15 protein-coding genes are annotated in these 16,088 nt (G+C 47.9%); 5 read left to right on the top strand and 10 right to left on the bottom strand.

Features of this window, described 5'->3' with window-relative positions:
• Positions 1-208: 208 nt before the first annotated feature.
• From AC58QC_RS19280 to AC58QC_RS19250, 7 genes are all read right to left on the bottom strand, one after another.
• Entirely contained in the window at positions 209-1,573 is a 1,365-nt protein-coding gene (locus tag AC58QC_RS19280; RefSeq protein ID WP_497416731.1) for a sensor histidine kinase, read from the bottom strand.
• Entirely contained in the window at positions 1,570-2,304 is a 735-nt protein-coding gene (locus AC58QC_RS19275; RefSeq protein WP_497416730.1) for a response regulator transcription factor, read from the bottom strand. Before AC58QC_RS19275 ends, AC58QC_RS19280 begins: the two co-directional genes overlap by 4 nt.
• Positions 2,305-2,356: 52 nt before the next feature.
• On the bottom strand, positions 2,357-3,250 hold the full coding sequence (locus AC58QC_RS19270; protein ID WP_497416879.1) for a PIG-L deacetylase family protein: 894 nt from the start codon (positions 3,248-3,250) through the stop codon (positions 2,357-2,359).
• A gap of 98 nt (positions 3,251-3,348) precedes the next feature.
• Entirely contained in the window at positions 3,349-3,552 is a 204-nt protein-coding gene (locus tag AC58QC_RS19265; RefSeq protein ID WP_497416729.1) for a hypothetical protein, read from the bottom strand.
• Entirely contained in the window at positions 3,552-4,718 is a 1,167-nt protein-coding gene (locus tag AC58QC_RS19260) for a Ger(x)C family spore germination protein (protein ID WP_497416728.1), read from the bottom strand. The genes AC58QC_RS19265 and AC58QC_RS19260 overlap by 1 nt, the downstream gene beginning before the upstream one ends.
• On the bottom strand, positions 4,718-6,157 hold the full coding sequence (locus tag AC58QC_RS19255; protein WP_497416727.1) for a spore germination protein: 1,440 nt from the start codon (positions 6,155-6,157) through the stop codon (positions 4,718-4,720). The genes AC58QC_RS19260 and AC58QC_RS19255 overlap by 1 nt, the downstream gene beginning before the upstream one ends.
• Before the next feature lie 10 nt (positions 6,158-6,167).
• On the bottom strand, positions 6,168-7,262 hold the full coding sequence (locus AC58QC_RS19250) for a GerAB/ArcD/ProY family transporter (protein ID WP_497416726.1): 1,095 nt from the start codon (positions 7,260-7,262) through the stop codon (positions 6,168-6,170).
• Between the two features lie 182 nt (positions 7,263-7,444).
• Here AC58QC_RS19250 and AC58QC_RS19245 point away from each other — a divergent pair, with 182 nt between their 5' ends.
• Positions 7,445-7,768: a hypothetical protein gene (locus tag AC58QC_RS19245; RefSeq protein ID WP_497416725.1), complete on the top strand. Its 324-nt coding sequence runs from the start codon at positions 7,445-7,447 to the stop codon at positions 7,766-7,768.
• A gap of 95 nt (positions 7,769-7,863) precedes the next feature.
• On the opposite strand, the gene AC58QC_RS19240 is transcribed toward AC58QC_RS19245, so the two are convergent.
• Positions 7,864-8,829: an aldolase catalytic domain-containing protein gene (locus AC58QC_RS19240; protein ID WP_497416724.1), complete on the bottom strand. Its 966-nt coding sequence runs from the start codon at positions 8,827-8,829 to the stop codon at positions 7,864-7,866.
• A gap of 168 nt (positions 8,830-8,997) precedes the next feature.
• Here AC58QC_RS19240 and AC58QC_RS19235 point away from each other — a divergent pair, with 168 nt between their 5' ends.
• From AC58QC_RS19235 to AC58QC_RS19220, 4 genes are all read left to right on the top strand, one after another.
• On the top strand, positions 8,998-9,840 hold the full coding sequence (locus tag AC58QC_RS19235; RefSeq protein ID WP_497416723.1) for an inositol monophosphatase family protein: 843 nt from the start codon (positions 8,998-9,000) through the stop codon (positions 9,838-9,840).
• Between the two features lie 77 nt (positions 9,841-9,917).
• Complete coding sequence (locus tag AC58QC_RS19230) at positions 9,918-10,334, top strand: hypothetical protein (protein ID WP_497416722.1); 417 nt, start codon at positions 9,918-9,920, stop codon at positions 10,332-10,334.
• A 532-nt stretch (positions 10,335-10,866) separates the two neighbouring features.
• A complete protein-coding gene (locus tag AC58QC_RS19225) occupies positions 10,867-11,691 on the top strand; it encodes a hypothetical protein (RefSeq protein WP_497416721.1) in 825 nt (274 codons plus the stop codon).
• 179 nt (positions 11,692-11,870) lie between these two features.
• Positions 11,871-13,226 carry a dicarboxylate/amino acid:cation symporter gene (locus AC58QC_RS19220; RefSeq protein ID WP_497416720.1) on the top strand — a complete coding sequence of 452 codons (1,356 nt, stop codon included), beginning with the start codon at positions 11,871-11,873 and terminating at the stop codon, positions 13,224-13,226.
• 400 nt (positions 13,227-13,626) lie between these two features.
• Here AC58QC_RS19220 and AC58QC_RS19215 read toward each other — a convergent pair whose 3' ends face one another.
• Together AC58QC_RS19215 and AC58QC_RS19210 are read right to left on the bottom strand one after the other, a co-directional pair.
• A complete protein-coding gene (locus AC58QC_RS19215) occupies positions 13,627-14,892 on the bottom strand; it encodes a BaiN/RdsA family NAD(P)/FAD-dependent oxidoreductase (RefSeq protein ID WP_497416878.1) in 1,266 nt (421 codons plus the stop codon).
• A gap of 211 nt (positions 14,893-15,103) precedes the next feature.
• Positions 15,104-16,030, bottom strand: coding sequence for an FAD:protein FMN transferase (locus tag AC58QC_RS19210; RefSeq protein WP_497416719.1), 927 nt, complete (start codon positions 16,028-16,030; stop codon positions 15,104-15,106).
• Positions 16,031-16,088 lie beyond the last annotated feature (58 nt).

Here is a 16,088-nt window from a genome sequence, read left to right as displayed (position 1 = left end):
AAGACATGGTAAGCTTCAATCGATTGCAAGAATAGAATCTTGATCAGTTGACTCTTTATTGAGTAACCTTGCGAGGTGGTTGTCCACCTGAGACTCAGTATAGCAGATGAAAATTGCCCTATTATTTACCATGCAACCCTGTAATTCGTGCTATATCAAGGGGAAAGCCCAATTCTGAGAGAATGATGAGAATCCCCTTATAATGTTCTTATTGACAGGATTGTGGAAGCGCTACAATGGCTGTGGAGCCTTGGCCCAGACTGCTTTGGAGCTCGATAGTTCCTTGATGTTTTTGCACAATATGTTGAGCAATAGCGAGCCCAAGTCCTGCCCCTCCTTGCTTACGGTTCCTAGCTTTATCGGATCGATAGAAGCGGTCGAAGACGTGCGGGAGATCCTCTTCCGGGATGCCAATACCTTGATCCATGACTTTGAGAATAACCCGCTTATCCTGCAAACTGATGCGAATATCAACGATCTTTTGGCTATATTTCAAGGCGTTGTCTATTAAAATAATAAGCAGCTGTCTGATCTGATAGGGATCACCCGTCATCGGAAGCTCTTTCATATCATGTTCAGATTGAACGCGAATCTCTCGCGAGGAAGTCACGCGGAGGGACGCGGCGGTTTGCTCCACGAGCGGGATGAGGTCGAAGTCCGTATTCTGCTCACAGTTTTCTCGGTTCTTATCGGTAAGCGACAGCAGATTTTGTGTGAGCAGCTTCAATTGAGCGGACTCGGACACGATCGCTTCTAGTGCTTCTTCGCGTAATTGATCATTGCTGGAAGCCCACCTCCGCAATAAGCTAGCGTAGCTCTCAATAATCGTGAGCGGTGTTCTAAGCTCATGGGACGCATCAGCGATGAATTGCTCCTGTTTACGAAACATCTCCTGCAATCTGTCAATCATGCGATTGAAGGTCGTGCCGAGCCTCATCAATTCATCATTTCCCTGCTTGGCGGGTAGCGTAATGTGGCGGAATGACCCGCTATTCTCAATGTTTTGCATAGTTGCGATGAATTGATGTAGGGGTCGAAACAGGACATTGGTATAAAAATAACCCCCGATTAGGGCCAATATGAGCGCACCAATGGAAGTCAAAACAAGAATCGAGATCAGCATTTCGGAGTACATGCCCAGCCTTCGCAGGTTTCGGCCTATTTCCAAGAGAGCAACCTGTTTACCGTTCTTGTACACAGGTGTTCGAACGAAGAGGAGAATGCCATCGGCATCCGTAACTAAGGCTTCAGACGCCTCAGTTGCATAGCTGGCTGGATAACTGACAAGATTCTTATCGGAATAAATCTGATGAGCAACCTTCGAGTCAGGTGTAATATACCGAAGCATTTCTTGGGGGATAAGAAGCTCATCCATCTGCATATTGTCCTTCCAATATTCCGGATGATTAGGCAAATCCTTCAGCAACAAGGCGCTGGCTTTATCCTTCAAGAGGTCAATTTCGCCCTTCGTTGTAACGCGAATGAACATGTAATACACGAAGGTAAAGCTGAAGAATAGGATCGCCATCAATCCAATGGATACCCATAACGTAATCTTCACTCTTAGACTCATAGGGACTCCTGCTCATCTGAAGGCGGGGAGCTGCCGTCTGATGGTGTCTTAATTAAATAGCCAATGCCGCGAATCGTCTGAATCAGCTTGGTAGTGAAGGGCTTGTCCACCTTTTGGCGTAAATAGCGGATGTACACATCAACAACATTGGTATCCCCGATAAAATCATAGCCCCACACCTCTGTGATGATCTGTTCCCGCGACATCACTTCGTTCTGATGTTGAATCAGGAAGCGCAGTAAATCAAACTCCGTTGGTGTCAGCTCAATGGCAGTGCCCTCGCGCGTGACAGCGCGACTCTTCAAATCCATGCTAAGCTCATCGATTTTCAGCAAATGATCCTGTTCAGGAACTTGCTCTTGTAGACTCTTCTGCCTGAGTAGACTGCGAATGCGGGCCAACAGCTCTACCGTTGCAAAAGGCTTCGTGACATAATCGTTGGCGCCTTGATCTAGCCCGCTCACGCGATCGGGGATGGCATCCCGTGCGGTTAACAGAATGACAGGCAGAGTGGCATTTACCTGTCTAACGCGTCTGAGAACTTCAAGTCCATTGAGTTCTGGGAGCATAACGTCAAGAAGGACGAGATCCCATCCTTCTTCGCATAAGGCAGCTTGAAGTCCAGACCGTCCATCCCCACAAATAAGCACCTCATAGCCCTCATGCTCAAGCTCTAGCTGCAGCACGCGGGCTATACGTTCTTCATCTTCAATCAACAAAATGCGGCTCATAGCGGATGATGTTCACTCCCATAGTCACTGCTGACAGCAGCAGTATCGATTTTTACCACCGATTCGGTAGCCAGAAAATTTCTTCACTTTTGATAAAAGATTGCAGAAATTCCGGTTCAACTGGAATCTGTGTAACGTAAGCAAGCAGTGCCTGCCACTTGCAATAAGCTTGCCCCAGCGTTAGTGGGCGACGGATAGGTGGAGGCCAAGTTACGTTTAATGGGACACGATGTCCACCCACAATGTGCGCCTCGAATGGCAGCTCCGGCGTGATGCCGCGTGGCCACGGCCACTGGGATTCTGCACCGCTATGGATCAAATAGGTGTAGATCGCCCCTTTATAACCAAGATGAGAGACGGCCTCCATGACGAATGCATGCGCAGCTCCATGGTCTGGATGAGTATCGGCGGCATCTGTCACATAAATCTCCTTGGGCTGCAGGAGCATGATCAACGCCTTCGTATCCCAAAGAGCACAAGCTTTACGGTAGGGTGCGGGGCAGCCGTAATAATGCGAGTGAAAATCAGGCGCTAGCCCTCCATACGTCGCCTGCCGCTGCGTAAATCGCTGCTGAAATGGCGGCATCGTCCCTGTAGTGGCGTAAACCTTATCTAGCCCGGCATCCGGATAGCCGAGGAAAGTAAGATCCCGCGGGCGCAGTCCGATTAGCGCCGCGGCTGTCATAGCTTCGTGCTGGCGTATGCGTGCCAGCTCCAAATAATGTGCGGGTCCGAGCTCCTCGGGACGCTTGTTAAACAAGAGGGTGGCGGCTTCAGGATAGCCATCTCCATTGGTGAAGAACACAACATGAACGCGTTTGCCGCAGGCGATGGCGTCCATGATCGTGCCAGCCGTTCCGAGGATTTCATCATCGGGATGCGGAGCAAATACAAGCAAATCAACGGGGGAGAGCCCTGCTGGGGGCGCAACGTCCCAATTGTACATCTTCAACGCAATTCCTCCCTACATATCAACTAAATGATATCAATGTATGTAGGCAGGAGCGGATGCGTGAGGATTGGAAGTAAGGACGCGAGCTATCCTTACTTCCAACCGGGGAATAACGGTTTTGTAGGCTCGGGCAGGCGTAACCCGCCGATAAAGGCACAGCCTAGTCCCCAAGCGATGATCATCCAGACGAGCAATACGATTGCTTGCTTGCGGCTCCCATGCTTGCTCCAATAAGACATTTGCTGGATAGTGATCAGAATGGATGGAATCGTCAGAGCGGTCAATTTGAACCACATTACTTGCTCACCTCATCCTCTCTCAAATAATAAGGTGCACCCTGAACACCGATTTGGAAGATATTAGCGGAAACCTTCATTTGGACGTCTACTTCAGGAAATATGTCAGGCCAGTTCTTCTCTATCTTTTTCCAGAGTTTAGGATATTTACGATAGACGGATTGTCCGAGACCAACGCTGTCAGTCTTGTAAGTTGTTTGCAGAGTGTGGAAGAGCATCTTGTAGGTTTCCGTGATTTGCTCTTGAAAGGAAGCGTTGAGCTGTTCCATAATCGCAGGATCGCTAGGATCTAATTTCGTGCGATTGTCAATAATCCGACCACTTGCTGTAATGTCCAATGTAAACTGTGGCTGATCATTTACGATTTTTACATGTTTCTTTACTTTCAATTTAGTAACTCGTATCGACAAGTTGCTTTTCTGATCTGCCATGGAAACATCCACGTCACCGAAAGGCTTTCTTCCTAATAAGCTTGTTAGAGCAAAAGCCTGCATATCGTCAACGTAGCCTACTAAGGTGGTTTTGTTGAATAAGGCAACGCTGCTGAGTAAAAGTTTGCCATCCTTGTCCTTGGAAAAGGCAGCAGCAACAGGCTCAATGCCAGTAGCAGCGGAGGATGCATAGAAATTGCGGAGCATGGAAGGTACTTGCGTTTTCCGAACAATCATTTCACGCAGTGCTTCTTCCTTCGTGGCCTCCAAGGGGTAATCGCTTTCGACAAGACTTTTGGCATCTGTCCCCCGCGCGATCACGATGTAGGTGCGCAGCCGATTCTTGGGATTCCTCGAAAGAAAGTCCAGAACGGGGGCCATATCTTGACGAGCAAAAGCTTCACCAACAATGAAGATACGGCGGTGTGAAGGCAGTTCATCCCTAGAAAGCTTGCGATCCAGCTTTACGGACATGGCCTCAATATTTTCACCATAATCGATGAGTGGCATGTAGGTCTTCTGCTGCGTTCCACCACTTGTCGTCAATTGACCTGCACCTATCGATTTGGGAATCGCGACCTGGACATAGCCTCGGTACTTGCCTGTATCAGGCATGAGATCAAATGCGGAAAGCTGCAAGATGGCGATATCATTAATTTCTTTCCGATCCCAGCAGCCTGTTAGCGGGATAAGAGTCACTATACACATTACGAGAATACGCATCATATTTCTCATTACTTGTGCCTCTTTTTATTGGCCTCTGGCGAAGTGGAGACTAGATCACGATCAATGAGCCAGTGCGGGGCACGAACAAGGAAGTCGCGTAACCCCTTTAATCGCAAAGGCGCAATCGGAGCCAAGTAAGGAACACCTACGGAGCGGATCCCTGTCAAATATATGGCAAGGGTAAACAGCCCGAGCAGGATCCCTACGAATCCCAATGTCCCTGCGAGTATGAGCAGCAGCAAACGCATGATCCGAATCGAAAAGGTCATATTGTAGCGCGGGATCATGAAGGAAGCGATTCCTGTCACAGAAACAACGATGACCATTGGGGTAGAAACGATCCCAGCTTGCACAACGGCTTGCCCGATGACGAGAGCGCCGACGATGCTGACGGTTTGTCCCATGACGCGAGGTAAGCGAAGTATCGCTTCACGGAGTGCTTCGAACGTAATTTCCATAATGAGCGCCTCAACCATAGCTGGAAAAGGAGATGCTTCACGGGCCCCTGCGACAGCAAGCAGTAAATTCGTCGGCAGCATTTCAGGATGAAAGGTTGTAATGGCAACGTAAAGTGAAGGCAATAGAAGAGCCAATATGATGGACAAAGAGCGAATAAATCGTATGAAGGTTGCACTAGTGAACATCAAATAATAGTCTTCGCTGGACTGAAAGGCCGACCAGAAATGGAAGGGAGCAATTAAGACAAAAGGGGTATTATTGGTGAAAATAGCTACCTTACCTTCGAGGAGAGATCCTGCGACTACATCGGGTCTTTCCGTATATTCCATGGTCGGGAAAATGCTGTAGGGATTATCTCGGATCATCTCTTCGATATAGCTGCTCTCGAGCACCGCATCAATACGAATAGCAGATAGCCGTTTGGCAATTTCATCGACAATTACTTGATTCGCGATCCCTTCCAAATAAATCAATCGTACTTCCGTTTGACTGAGGGCGCCGATCTGCCAGGTTTTAATCCGCATTTTGTCTGTTTTTAGGCGACGACGCAACAAAGCCACATTCGTCTCCAACATTTCGGTAAAGCCCTCTCTTGGACCGCGCACACCTGACTCTGTTTCGGGCTGCTCAATGCCGCGGTGAGGCATACAGGCCAGATTGGCTAGAAGAACTTTAAGCTGACCTTGCTCGGCAATCATGACAAAGCCCGTTAGCAGATTCTCAATCAGTGTTTCGAAGTGATCGGTATGTATGACTTCCGGCGTTAAAAGATGAGAGGAAAGAGTTTCCGTCGTTGGTTGTGCCTGAGTTAAGGGTTTGGTTATCTCTCGTTCTATACGTTCTGCATCAACCAATCCCGAGATGTAGGCAATAAGTGTAGTGCGTATATGTACAAATACCAAATCAGGGTCGTGATCGAGCTGTTGATTGATATCAGCTTGAAGCTGTGTGATATCGATGGTGTAATCCACAGGAGTTTGTTGCATCATGGTAGCCTCCCTAGCTCTCTACTCTTCGCTTTCTAAATGCCCCGTTTAATAAGAAAATAATTAAAGGAATCACCACGAATAACGGAAGTTCAACAATCCAAGGCACAATCTTCAGGCCTACAAATATATGGCTCGCAATATTTTTGGCGGTGTAAATAGAGATAAACCAAATCAGAATAGCGACGGGAATAATCACTACGCGATGATTCTCTGTTTTCCACTGTGTGGTAATGGTTGTGCAAGCCGCGTAGGCATACAGTATGATTTTGAACAAACCGCCTGTAATGAAAGTTGTTACCACAAAAGGATCAAAATTGTCGATAAAATCGGCGATTCGGATCAATTGAAAGCTGGTTAGCAGCGGATAGAAGGAACGGTAGAACAGATCTGGCCCTAATGTACTGACGGCAATGAGATCAAGAACGACAAAAACAGCGCCGACCAACATAGAGGAGTACAGCGCAGCCTTACGAAACTTGCGAGGATTAACAGTTAATTTCCAGAACATGGCGAAGACAACAACTTCACCGAAGGTGGTTGTTAAACCAAGCGGGAATACCGTCACGCCAATGTTTCTCCAATCGGATGCAACAGGCAGCAGCCACGAGAGGTCTATGGCATCAGAGAAGATCAGCAGGATGAGCTGGATGCAGGTAAACAAGAGTACGATGATTATGCTGAGCTCAGCTAATCGAGCAATCCGTTCAATTCCGGCATAACAGGCATAGGCAACCAGTACGACAAGCAGAAGCATTAAGAAAGGAGCTGGTGTGCTAGGGAGGAGAAACGTTCCCATCAGCTCTCCCAGATCCCGCAGAATTCTTCCAGCTTCGTACGTAAAAGCAAGCGTGTACAGGGTGGTTAAAAGGTGGCCAAAGTATCGGCCGAAGGTTAACTGAAGCAAGGAGACTAAGGTTTCTCCTGGATGTCGTTCATATATAAGTGTAAACATCCACACGATGCCTATTCCGATCATTGCGCTGATCAAAGCAGCCAGCCAAGCATCCTGCTTAGCGCCGCCAGCGAAACCAAACACAATTGTTGTACCTAGCTGGAATAAAAACATAAGACAGAATGTTTGCCATGTCGAGAGCACTTGAATCACGCAGAACCCCCCTGACGTGCTAATGATCTTACTATTTTCAAATTAGGGAAAAAATATCCTTCCATACCTTAAATCACCTGAAGTCTAAACGAATTGAGGGGGTTAAAATGTCCATTTGCCTAGTCCACCTTACCCAGTTGTGACATAAAATAAATCCATAGACGAATGAAGGAGTAGAACCTATGAGTATATCTACGAAAAAGAAGGTGCGCATCAAAGTCAAGCATAAGGTAGCAATTTTACTCAGAGATCACGATGCTACCGCAAAAGTCTATGTGGAGATCTTTGGGGATTTGAAGTCAAGGGAAGTCATGGTGGAAGCCATAAAACGCTTAGAAGCTGGATTGATTTATGCCGATGAGAAATGCACGATGTTAATTGAGAGTGATTATATCGAGGTGTTTCCAAAAAAGAATTTCAGCCGCAGAGATGGGGAGGACTTCATTTTTCTCATCGATCGGGCATACGCAGAAAACTATGTGATCTCGGCAAAAATTATCAAATAGTGGTTAGAAAAGGTGGCATAAAAAACCCCTATTCGCGCAGTTAGAAGGCGTTCCCTTCTTAAGCTGGCGAATAGGGGTTATTGACATTGAACTGATTATTTTTTGCTTGCAGCTGGAGACGTTTCTACGGAAGTTAAACGATCGTAGAAGTCGACAAGATTATTTCTTTCAGGCGAGTCAAGCAAGGCCATTGCTGTACGAGGATGCTCGTCCAATGCACCAACGATCATGTAAGGAATGAGGTAACCCCAATCCCATTTCTCGCGCATGGCAATCATATGCTTCTCAATAAGTCCAAGTACAGGACGTACATCGTAACGTGCGCCTTTGAGGTGGCTGAGCAACAATTCAGTTGTACAGTTGCCCGCTGCGCGGCCCATGCCGTAAACGGAGGAATCCAAGAAAGTAACGCCTTTGGAAGCACCAGTTAGCGTGTTAGCGAAAGCAAGCTGCATGTTGTTGTGCATATGCAAGCCCAGTTCCTTCTCAGGAAGCAAGCGTTGGAACTTTGAAACTAGGTAATCAATGTCTTTGGATTGCATGCTGCCGTAAGAGTCAACGACGTAGACAACGTCTACGGGGCTTTTGTTGATTTCTTCAAAGGCTTCTGTAAGTTCGTTCTCCATTACGTGGGAAAGCGCCATAATGTTCAGGGACGTCTCATAACCCATGTCATGGAATTTCTGCACAAGCTCAAGACCTTTATCTACATCCTTGATGTAACAAGCAACGCGGATCAAATCGAGTAAGCTGTCTTCACGAGGCAAAATGTCTCTTTCATCCACACGTCCGATATCAACAAGAGCGGATAGTTTAGTATCTGTCTTTTTGGTAATAACATCACGCAAGAAAGATTCATTGAGGAATCTCCAAGGACCTGATGATCCGCCTTTTAGTAGCTTTTCTGAGTTCTTATAACCAATTTCCATATATTCTACGCCGGCTGCGCTTAAGCCGCGATACATGTCTTGGACAAACTCCACGCTGAAATCCCAATCGTTAATTAAACCGCCGTCTCGAATCGTACAATCCAAAATCTTGTGCTGATGATGCTTTACCATACCCGTATTGCCCCTTTCGACAGCTCTTGTCGCCTTCTGATTTTGCTATATTATCACTTATGAACAGGTTGCTTGTCAATGAAAAGCCTAGGCCTCAACGCAACTTTTCTAGGCAGGATATGGTAATATAAAAAAGACAGAAGTGATCACGCGAGGAGGATGAAGGGAATGAATCGAAACGAATGGACATTAGCAAGGGAAGTTGCCGCCAAGGCAGCTGTAAAGGCAGGTCATCTCGCCAAGAAACGTTTCGGTGGTCAATTAATCCTTCAGCATAAGGATGAGCGCGGTGATCTGGTGACAGAAGTGGATGTGCAGGCGGATCGTCTCATCGTGGATGACATCCTGAGTGTGTTTCCGACTCATCGTATCTATAGTGAAGAAGCCGGTGAGGGTGGAGCGGCGAGCGACTGGGTATGGCATGTCGATCCCTTGGATGGAACGAATAATTTCGCGCTGGGCGTCCCTTTATACGGTGTTTCGATATCATTAAGCTACCAAGGACGCATCGTACTGGGTGTCGTGCATGATTCGGCTTTGGACATGACCTATGTGGCTGTGCAAGATGAGGGAGCTTGGCAAGGGGATAGGAAGCTGCTGGCGAAGCCGAAAGGTGCGTTGGCGAAGTCAACGATCTCATGGATACAAGGACATGCTGTAACGAAAGACGATCAGCGGGCATTAGCGGTTAGGCATCACTTGGAGTACTCGGTTAAAAGGGTGATGCGCTTATGGGCCCCATCAATCGTGTGGGCGATGCTGGCTAGAGGCGATCTGCACGGTGTTGTTTTGTACAACTCCGAAGGGGAAGATTTATATGCAGGCTTGCTGCTTGCGCAGGAGGCTGGTGTGAAGGTTACGGATTTCGCGGGCAATCCGCTTGCATTGCTCGGAGGCTCATCTGTTATAGATGAAGCGTGCGCGGACAAGGCTGTCTATTTGGTTGCGGCAGTGCCGGAATACCATGCAGAGCTGCTCCAATTCGTCCAAGAAGCACTTAAGAAGGAATAGGATGTCGAATAGGATAGGAACAATTGGTCAAACCTAATGGCAGACTTTCCATTTGAAGGAAGAAAGGGTGCTATTAGATGAAGGACTTTGTTCCTATCTTTTTTGAATTTGATCAAACGAGGGATGCCTTGCTTGCGTTAGATACCCTAGAGGAGCTCGGCTATAAGCCAGAGTTGCTGGAAGGGGAGCGGGCCACGCTGCACATCCATTTAGATGAGCAAGAGATTACCTCGGCCATCGAAATTGCCCAGTCGCACGGCGGGCGGCTTGTGGATCGACCGCAGATGCAGTCGGAGCAGGCCACCTTCGCGATGGCGTATGATCTGGAGGGCTCTATTCGCATTCCGGCACACACCGTGAATGAGGATTGGTCCGACAGCTATGCGGCATCTGCGGTGGCGGTGGATCGTGATGCGCTGCCGAGTGACGATGAGGCGGCGTTCGATCCTTCGGCCGATGATTATAATCATTTTAGCGCTGGTATCCGGATTTAACCGGCGCTGGGTTGCGGGCTGTGGACGCAGCGGCGGGAACGGGATTGATTTAGAAGAGCCTGAGGATGGGGATCCTCGGGCTCTTTTGGCTGTGCAACCCCAATTGATGAACCTATGCCTAATCCCGCAGCGCGCGACTCAGGTTGCCAGGTCAGGTAGGCATCATCTTCCGACTTCCATTGTATATATCCATTGGAACGCCATATTTTAAACGAGAATGATGCGTTTGATTGGACGAATCCAGTGGATTGTGGAGAAAGTGGCCAAAAAACACTCTTTTGGGGTGTGTCGACTGGATATATCCAATAGATCAACTTTTGTCTGCTCCAAAAAGTGAGAAGCAGTGGATTTATCCAATGGTAGAGCTTCGAAACGTCGAGATACCATCCTTTCGCAGAAGGCGAAATCAATAAGTTTGAGTGGGAGCCCATTTTCATCTTTTTTTTAAGAACAGTGGAAATATCATGTAACCTTTCACACCTCGAATGCGTTTGGTGTAATAAGGAAGACAATTGAAGAAGGAGTGGTTCTCATGGGAAGTATGAGGAAGATCGCCATTGCTGTGGTTATGATCAGTATGGTCAGCACGCTTACAGGATGCGTCGCGAAACAGACCAATAACGGGGTCACAAGCAGCAGCGGACCAACGACGCAACCAACAGCGACTGTCTCTCCGTCTCTTTCCCCTGAGCCAACGTCGGCAGGGTCACCTGTACCATCCAATGTGCCAGCAACACCGCAACCGTCTGCGGCCACTTCACCGGTACCGACGACCAAGCCGCAGGCAACAGCTAGCTCGAAGCCTACGCCAGTTGCAACGGCGCCAAGCTTCTCCACCGCGTTAGAGGCTAAGCAAGTGATTGAAGCAAGAGCACAAGAAGTGATTAACGCGCTCAAGGAGAAGAACATGGCGAAGCTGGCAAGCCTCGTGCATCCGCAGAAAGGTGTCCAATTCTCTCCGTATTCCTATATCCGCACAGCGACTGACATTCAAGTTCAAGGGAGCAATCTTGCAGCGCTTTGGGCTAGCCCAAGTCTCACACACTGGGGTACTTTCGATGGGTCAGGCGATCCGATCGACCTCACATTCCCTAATTATTGGGCCAAATTCGTATATAACGCCAACTTTGCCGCCGCACCTCAGATTAGCTATAACACAATACTGGGCAAAGGGAACATGATTAACAATGTGTTCAGCGTTTACCCGACGAGTTCATATATCACCGTTGAATATCATTTCCCTGGTTTTGATCCGCAATATCAAGGGATGGACTGGACCAGTTTACGACTTGTTTTTGAATATTCAGGATCACAATGGGTTATCGTCGCCATCGTGCATGACCAGCACACAATTTAAGCAATTTGCCAAAAGCTAAATCATAAAATGGCCTAAAACCGAATCTATTTCTCTTAAAAAAAGGGAATTGTTCGGTTATTTGTCATTTTTCAAAAAAAACCATTGACATGTAGTGTAAGTTGTCATATTCTTATCACAATTAAACCAAGTAACTTCGTAGGAATAAGGGGATGATGAAGATGGAAAACAACCTAGTAACCGCTTTTCAAACTAACTGGGTAAGTTTAGTCGTATCAATCGTAATTATTGGTTTCCTTGTTTTTCTGGGCAAAAAGAGAGTCAGTTTCGGTAACCGCGTTTTTATCGGATTAGGTCTTGGTCTTGTTGCTGGGGTCATTTTCAATCAGGCTGGTCTGCAATTCAAAAGTGTTAGTACCATCGGAACGATTTACGTCAATTTGATCAAAATGCTTGTAATGCCTCTGGTCTTCATTCTTGTTATTAATAGTATTTCGTCGTTGTCCAATATGGCTCAGCTTCGTAAATTAGGCGTCAAAACGATTGGTTGGTTCCTAGTTACAACGGGGATCGCAGCACTGATCGGTCTACTTGTCGCATTGGCGATTGATCCAGGTAATGGCATCGCACAAGCGGTTCCGAAGGATTTCAAAGCGAAAGAAATTCCAACATTCTCCCAAGTTATTCTGGATCTGGTACCATCCAATCCAATTAGCGACATGGCGAGTGGTAAGGTTGTACCGGTTCTAATCTTCGCGATTTTCGTTGCTATCGCCATCGTTTCAGTAGGTTCCAAAAAGCCTGAAGCTGTAGCATCCGTGAAGGCGTTCATTACATCAGCTACTGCTGTTATGCACCAAGTTGTTAAGTATGTTATTCGTTTGACACCTTATGGGGTGTACGCGTTGATCGCGGCGATGGCAGCTAAATATGGGTGGGAAACGGTTGAGCCGTTATTAAAAATTATTTTGACTTCCTACGTGGCATTAATTATCCACTTCGTATTGGTTTTCGGTGGCCTTGTGCTGCTTGTGGCGAAAGTTAACCCTATTAAATTCTTCAAAAAGGCATACCCGACGATTGCAGTTGCCTTTACAACTCGCAGCAGTTATGCAACGCTACCTGTGAACTTGGAAGTTATTACGAAACGTCTACGCGTATCACCGCGTATTGCTAGTTTCGTGGCACCGCTTGGGGCAACGATGAACTTCAACGGCTGTGGCGGTGTTTGGCCGGCGGTTGTAGCGATTTTCGTAGCAAAAGTGTATAACCTTCCATTAGGCATTTCTGAGTATGCTTTGTTGATCTTAGTAAGTGTCATTTCCTCCATCGGGGTAGCTGGTGTACCTGGTCCTGCTTCCATCTCAACAACAGTTGTATTGACAGCACTTGGCTTGCCGCTTGAAGGTATGGGTCTTGTACTTGGCGTTGAAGCACTGATCGACATGGGTCGTACAGCAGTAAACGCAACTGGAACAACAGTTACAGCATTGCTTGTTGCAGAATCCGAAGGTGAATTCGACCGCGCCTCGTTTGATCGTGACGAGGAAGATGAATTGGATTTAGCGACTGCGTAATCGCAGAACGTGAAGTAAATGAGAAAAGACGAGCGACACCTAGGTGTTCGTTCGTCTTTTTTGTGTTGGGCGGGGGATATGCTCACATCATTTAAGCGTCCGTAGGTACCTCCGACATAAAATTCTAGACACTACCGCCCCCGAGCGCGAATAGATGGAAAACCTCCAGCTAATCTAACGAATTCTACTCGAATTCACCATTTAACTGGAAAACCTCCAGCTATTTTGGCGACATTTGATCGTTTCGACGATAATGCGCGTAATTAGCTGGTGGAAATCCAGTTATTCTATATAAAGGTAACTATTTTGGGGAAATAGATGTAGTTTATCCCGTTAATGTAATTCAACAGAGGTAGGAAGGCATGGTCTCCCGAGTAAAAGATAGGGAACCCGAACCAGCTTAATACGCTTCCTGCATCGCCGCATGCGTGCCTGCCATATATCCCGTCGAAAAAGCCGCGGTAATGTTATACCCACCAGTGTAGCCGTGGATGTCGAGAATTTCTCCACAGAAGTAGAGTCCTTGAACGAGCTTGGACTGCATCGTGCTCGGATCTACTTCTTTGAGCTGAACGCCGCCGCCGGTCACGAACGCTTCTTCTAGAGACAGCGTCCCCTTAACAGTAACGGGGAAGGCTTTCATGAGCTTACATAGCTCCAACCATTTCTGCTTCGGAATGTTGTCATACGTCAGCTGTTCATCCAGCTCAGACTTCGTGAGCAGAAGCGGGATGAGCCGCTCGGACAGCAGGGGCTTGAGTACGTTTTTAATCGCTTTCTTCGCATCGCTTCTCGCGAGTGCCATGCTCTCATTGTACACCTCGTCGGTGCTTAGATCAGGGAACAAATCCACCGTGACGAGCACTTCCTTGCGCTCGGATTTGTTCAGCTCCTTCACCACGAACTGGCTGCAGCGTAGCGCAATCGGCCCCGACAAGCCGAAGTGGGTGAACAACATATCGCCGCGATGCGCGATGATCGGCTTCCCCTTCGCGTTCAGCACGCTGAGCGTCACGTCGCGCAGGGAAAGTCCTTGCAGCTCGCGGCTGCGGATCCAGGGCTCCTTCGAGGTTAACGGAACCTCGGTCGGAAATAGCGGCGTTATCGTGTGCCCGCCCGCCTCAGCCCACGCATACCCGTCTCCCGTGGAGCCGGTATGCGGCACCGAGCAGCCGCCGGAGGCGACGATCACAGCGCGGCAGCTCAGCGTCTCTCCGCCTTGCAGCTGGACGCCGCTTACGCGGCCGTCCGCGTACAATACCTTTTTGACCGGACTGTTGGTCCGGATCTCCACACCCTGGCGCCGCACTTGGCCGATCAACGCGTCGACGACGGTTTTGGCCTTGTCGCTGATGGGAAACATCCGACCATTGTCTTCTTCCTTGAGGTGGATGCCGAGATTTTCAAAAAACGCAATAATGTCCTTATTCCCGAAATGGGTGAAAGCACTATAAAGGAAGCGCCCGTTGCCGGGGATATGCTTGATCAATTCATCCATGTCTTTGTTGTTCGTCACGTTGCATCTGCCGCCGCCAGAAATGCCTAGCTTACGCCCCAGCTTATCGCCTTTATCAACGAGCAGCACCTTTGCGCCGTCCCTGCTTGCTGCAATGCTAGCCATGAGGCCAGCAGAACCGCCGCCAATTACGATTACATCATATGTCATCCAAATAAAGCCCCTGCCTCGTGTATTTTCTACATCATAGCATGTGAAGAGCTTCATTTTCAAAAGATACACACAGCACGTGGATAACTTGTTGATAAAACAGCCGTTTTTGTGGGTAACTAACATCGGTGCTGTGGACAAACAACCTTGAATTGTGGATAACATACGTTTTTTCTAATTTCATCCACAAACGATCTTTAAAGCAAATCTTTTAAGCAAAGCTATCAACATCATCCCTACCATGTCTTTCACTAAAATGAAAATGATCCACACGAAGGTCATGCCATTTCGTTTCGAGCGAGGATTTCTGTCCGTAGTAGTGAAGCTCATCTTGCTTCGAAAGTACAAGCGCCTCGCACGTATCACTCCGTTTTGCTAGTAAGGAGAGACCAGCTTCCATCCCGAGTGAGCCGATTAATCGTGCCCATACATGGCATTCCACGAGATCATGACCTGCAACTGTACATTGCAGCACATCGCTGTTAGCGTCACCATGCCAGCGATCCTCAAGCGGGCTGTAAGTAGAGAGAGCACCCTCCGGCATCACAACCGCACCTAGTTTGGTGTTCTTGTTCCATGGATTTTGAATCCCGATTCTCCATGGCACCTGCTGAGCCCCAGATTGCCCCCATACCGTCACATCACCCTCGGATAGAATGAGCCCTGTTGCAAGCGATAAGGTTTTCTTCAAATAGTCGGTTAATCGTTTCAGGGACCAGCTTTTCTCGATTCCTTGCAATTGAATACACGTATGCTGAGGCAGCGTTACCGATTTGGTCATGGGGTTAACCTTCCAACCTTGCCGAGCAGGTGCAGGCGTAAGTTGTGGAGTCGCCCCCTTTTTATATAGAAGAGGCGTATATTTACCATCCGTGATGGCCTGATACATTTCAGCAAGAAAGAGCACCTCCAGCATGGTATTGGACACTAGGCAGCTTTCACCGGCTAATGTATTTAAAAGGTTGATTTCACTGTCAGGGAGCCCGAGGCAGAAGCGCCTTTCCTCACGCCCAAACCATTCGCTGCCGATCTCATGTATCCGCAGCTTTTGGTGCTCCTCACAGGGGAGTAGAAGTTCTATAGCCGAGTCCAGCGTTTGAAAATGAAAAGGGAGGAAGGGTTGTGTTGTCATTGTCATCAGGAATTCCTCTTTTCTGTCGATCTTTCCTACATTTGAGTTCAGTATACGGGAGCTA

The organism is Paenibacillus sp. J22P51 (genome assembly GCF_059692215.1).
Note: the sequence above shows the minus strand (reverse complement) of the source record. Positions and strands in the feature narration are given on the sequence as shown.

Coding starts and splice junctions, on each gene's coding strand:
- AC58QC_RS19280 (WP_497416731.1), bottom strand. CDS start 1,573: ATGAGTCTAAGAGTGAAGATTACGTTATGGGTATCCATTGGATTGATG.
- AC58QC_RS19275 (WP_497416730.1), bottom strand. CDS start 2,304: ATGAGCCGCATTTTGTTGATTGAAGATGAAGAACGTATAGCCCGCGTG.
- AC58QC_RS19270 (WP_497416879.1), bottom strand. CDS start 3,250: ATGTACAATTGGGACGTTGCGCCCCCAGCAGGGCTCTCCCCCGTTGAT.
- AC58QC_RS19265 (WP_497416729.1), bottom strand. CDS start 3,552: ATGTGGTTCAAATTGACCGCTCTGACGATTCCATCCATTCTGATCACT.
- AC58QC_RS19260 (WP_497416728.1), bottom strand. CDS start 4,718: ATGAGAAATATGATGCGTATTCTCGTAATGTGTATAGTGACTCTTATC.
- AC58QC_RS19255 (WP_497416727.1), bottom strand. CDS start 6,157: ATGATGCAACAAACTCCTGTGGATTACACCATCGATATCACACAGCTT.
- AC58QC_RS19245 (WP_497416725.1), top strand. CDS start 7,445: ATGAGTATATCTACGAAAAAGAAGGTGCGCATCAAAGTCAAGCATAAG.
- AC58QC_RS19240 (WP_497416724.1), bottom strand. CDS start 8,829: ATGGTAAAGCATCATCAGCACAAGATTTTGGATTGTACGATTCGAGAC.
- AC58QC_RS19235 (WP_497416723.1), top strand. CDS start 8,998: ATGAATCGAAACGAATGGACATTAGCAAGGGAAGTTGCCGCCAAGGCA.
- AC58QC_RS19230 (WP_497416722.1), top strand. CDS start 9,918: ATGAAGGACTTTGTTCCTATCTTTTTTGAATTTGATCAAACGAGGGAT.
- AC58QC_RS19225 (WP_497416721.1), top strand. CDS start 10,867: ATGGGAAGTATGAGGAAGATCGCCATTGCTGTGGTTATGATCAGTATG.
- AC58QC_RS19220 (WP_497416720.1), top strand. CDS start 11,871: ATGGAAAACAACCTAGTAACCGCTTTTCAAACTAACTGGGTAAGTTTA.
- AC58QC_RS19215 (WP_497416878.1), bottom strand. CDS start 14,892: ATGACATATGATGTAATCGTAATTGGCGGCGGTTCTGCTGGCCTCATG.
- AC58QC_RS19210 (WP_497416719.1), bottom strand. CDS start 16,030: ATGACAATGACAACACAACCCTTCCTCCCTTTTCATTTTCAAACGCTG.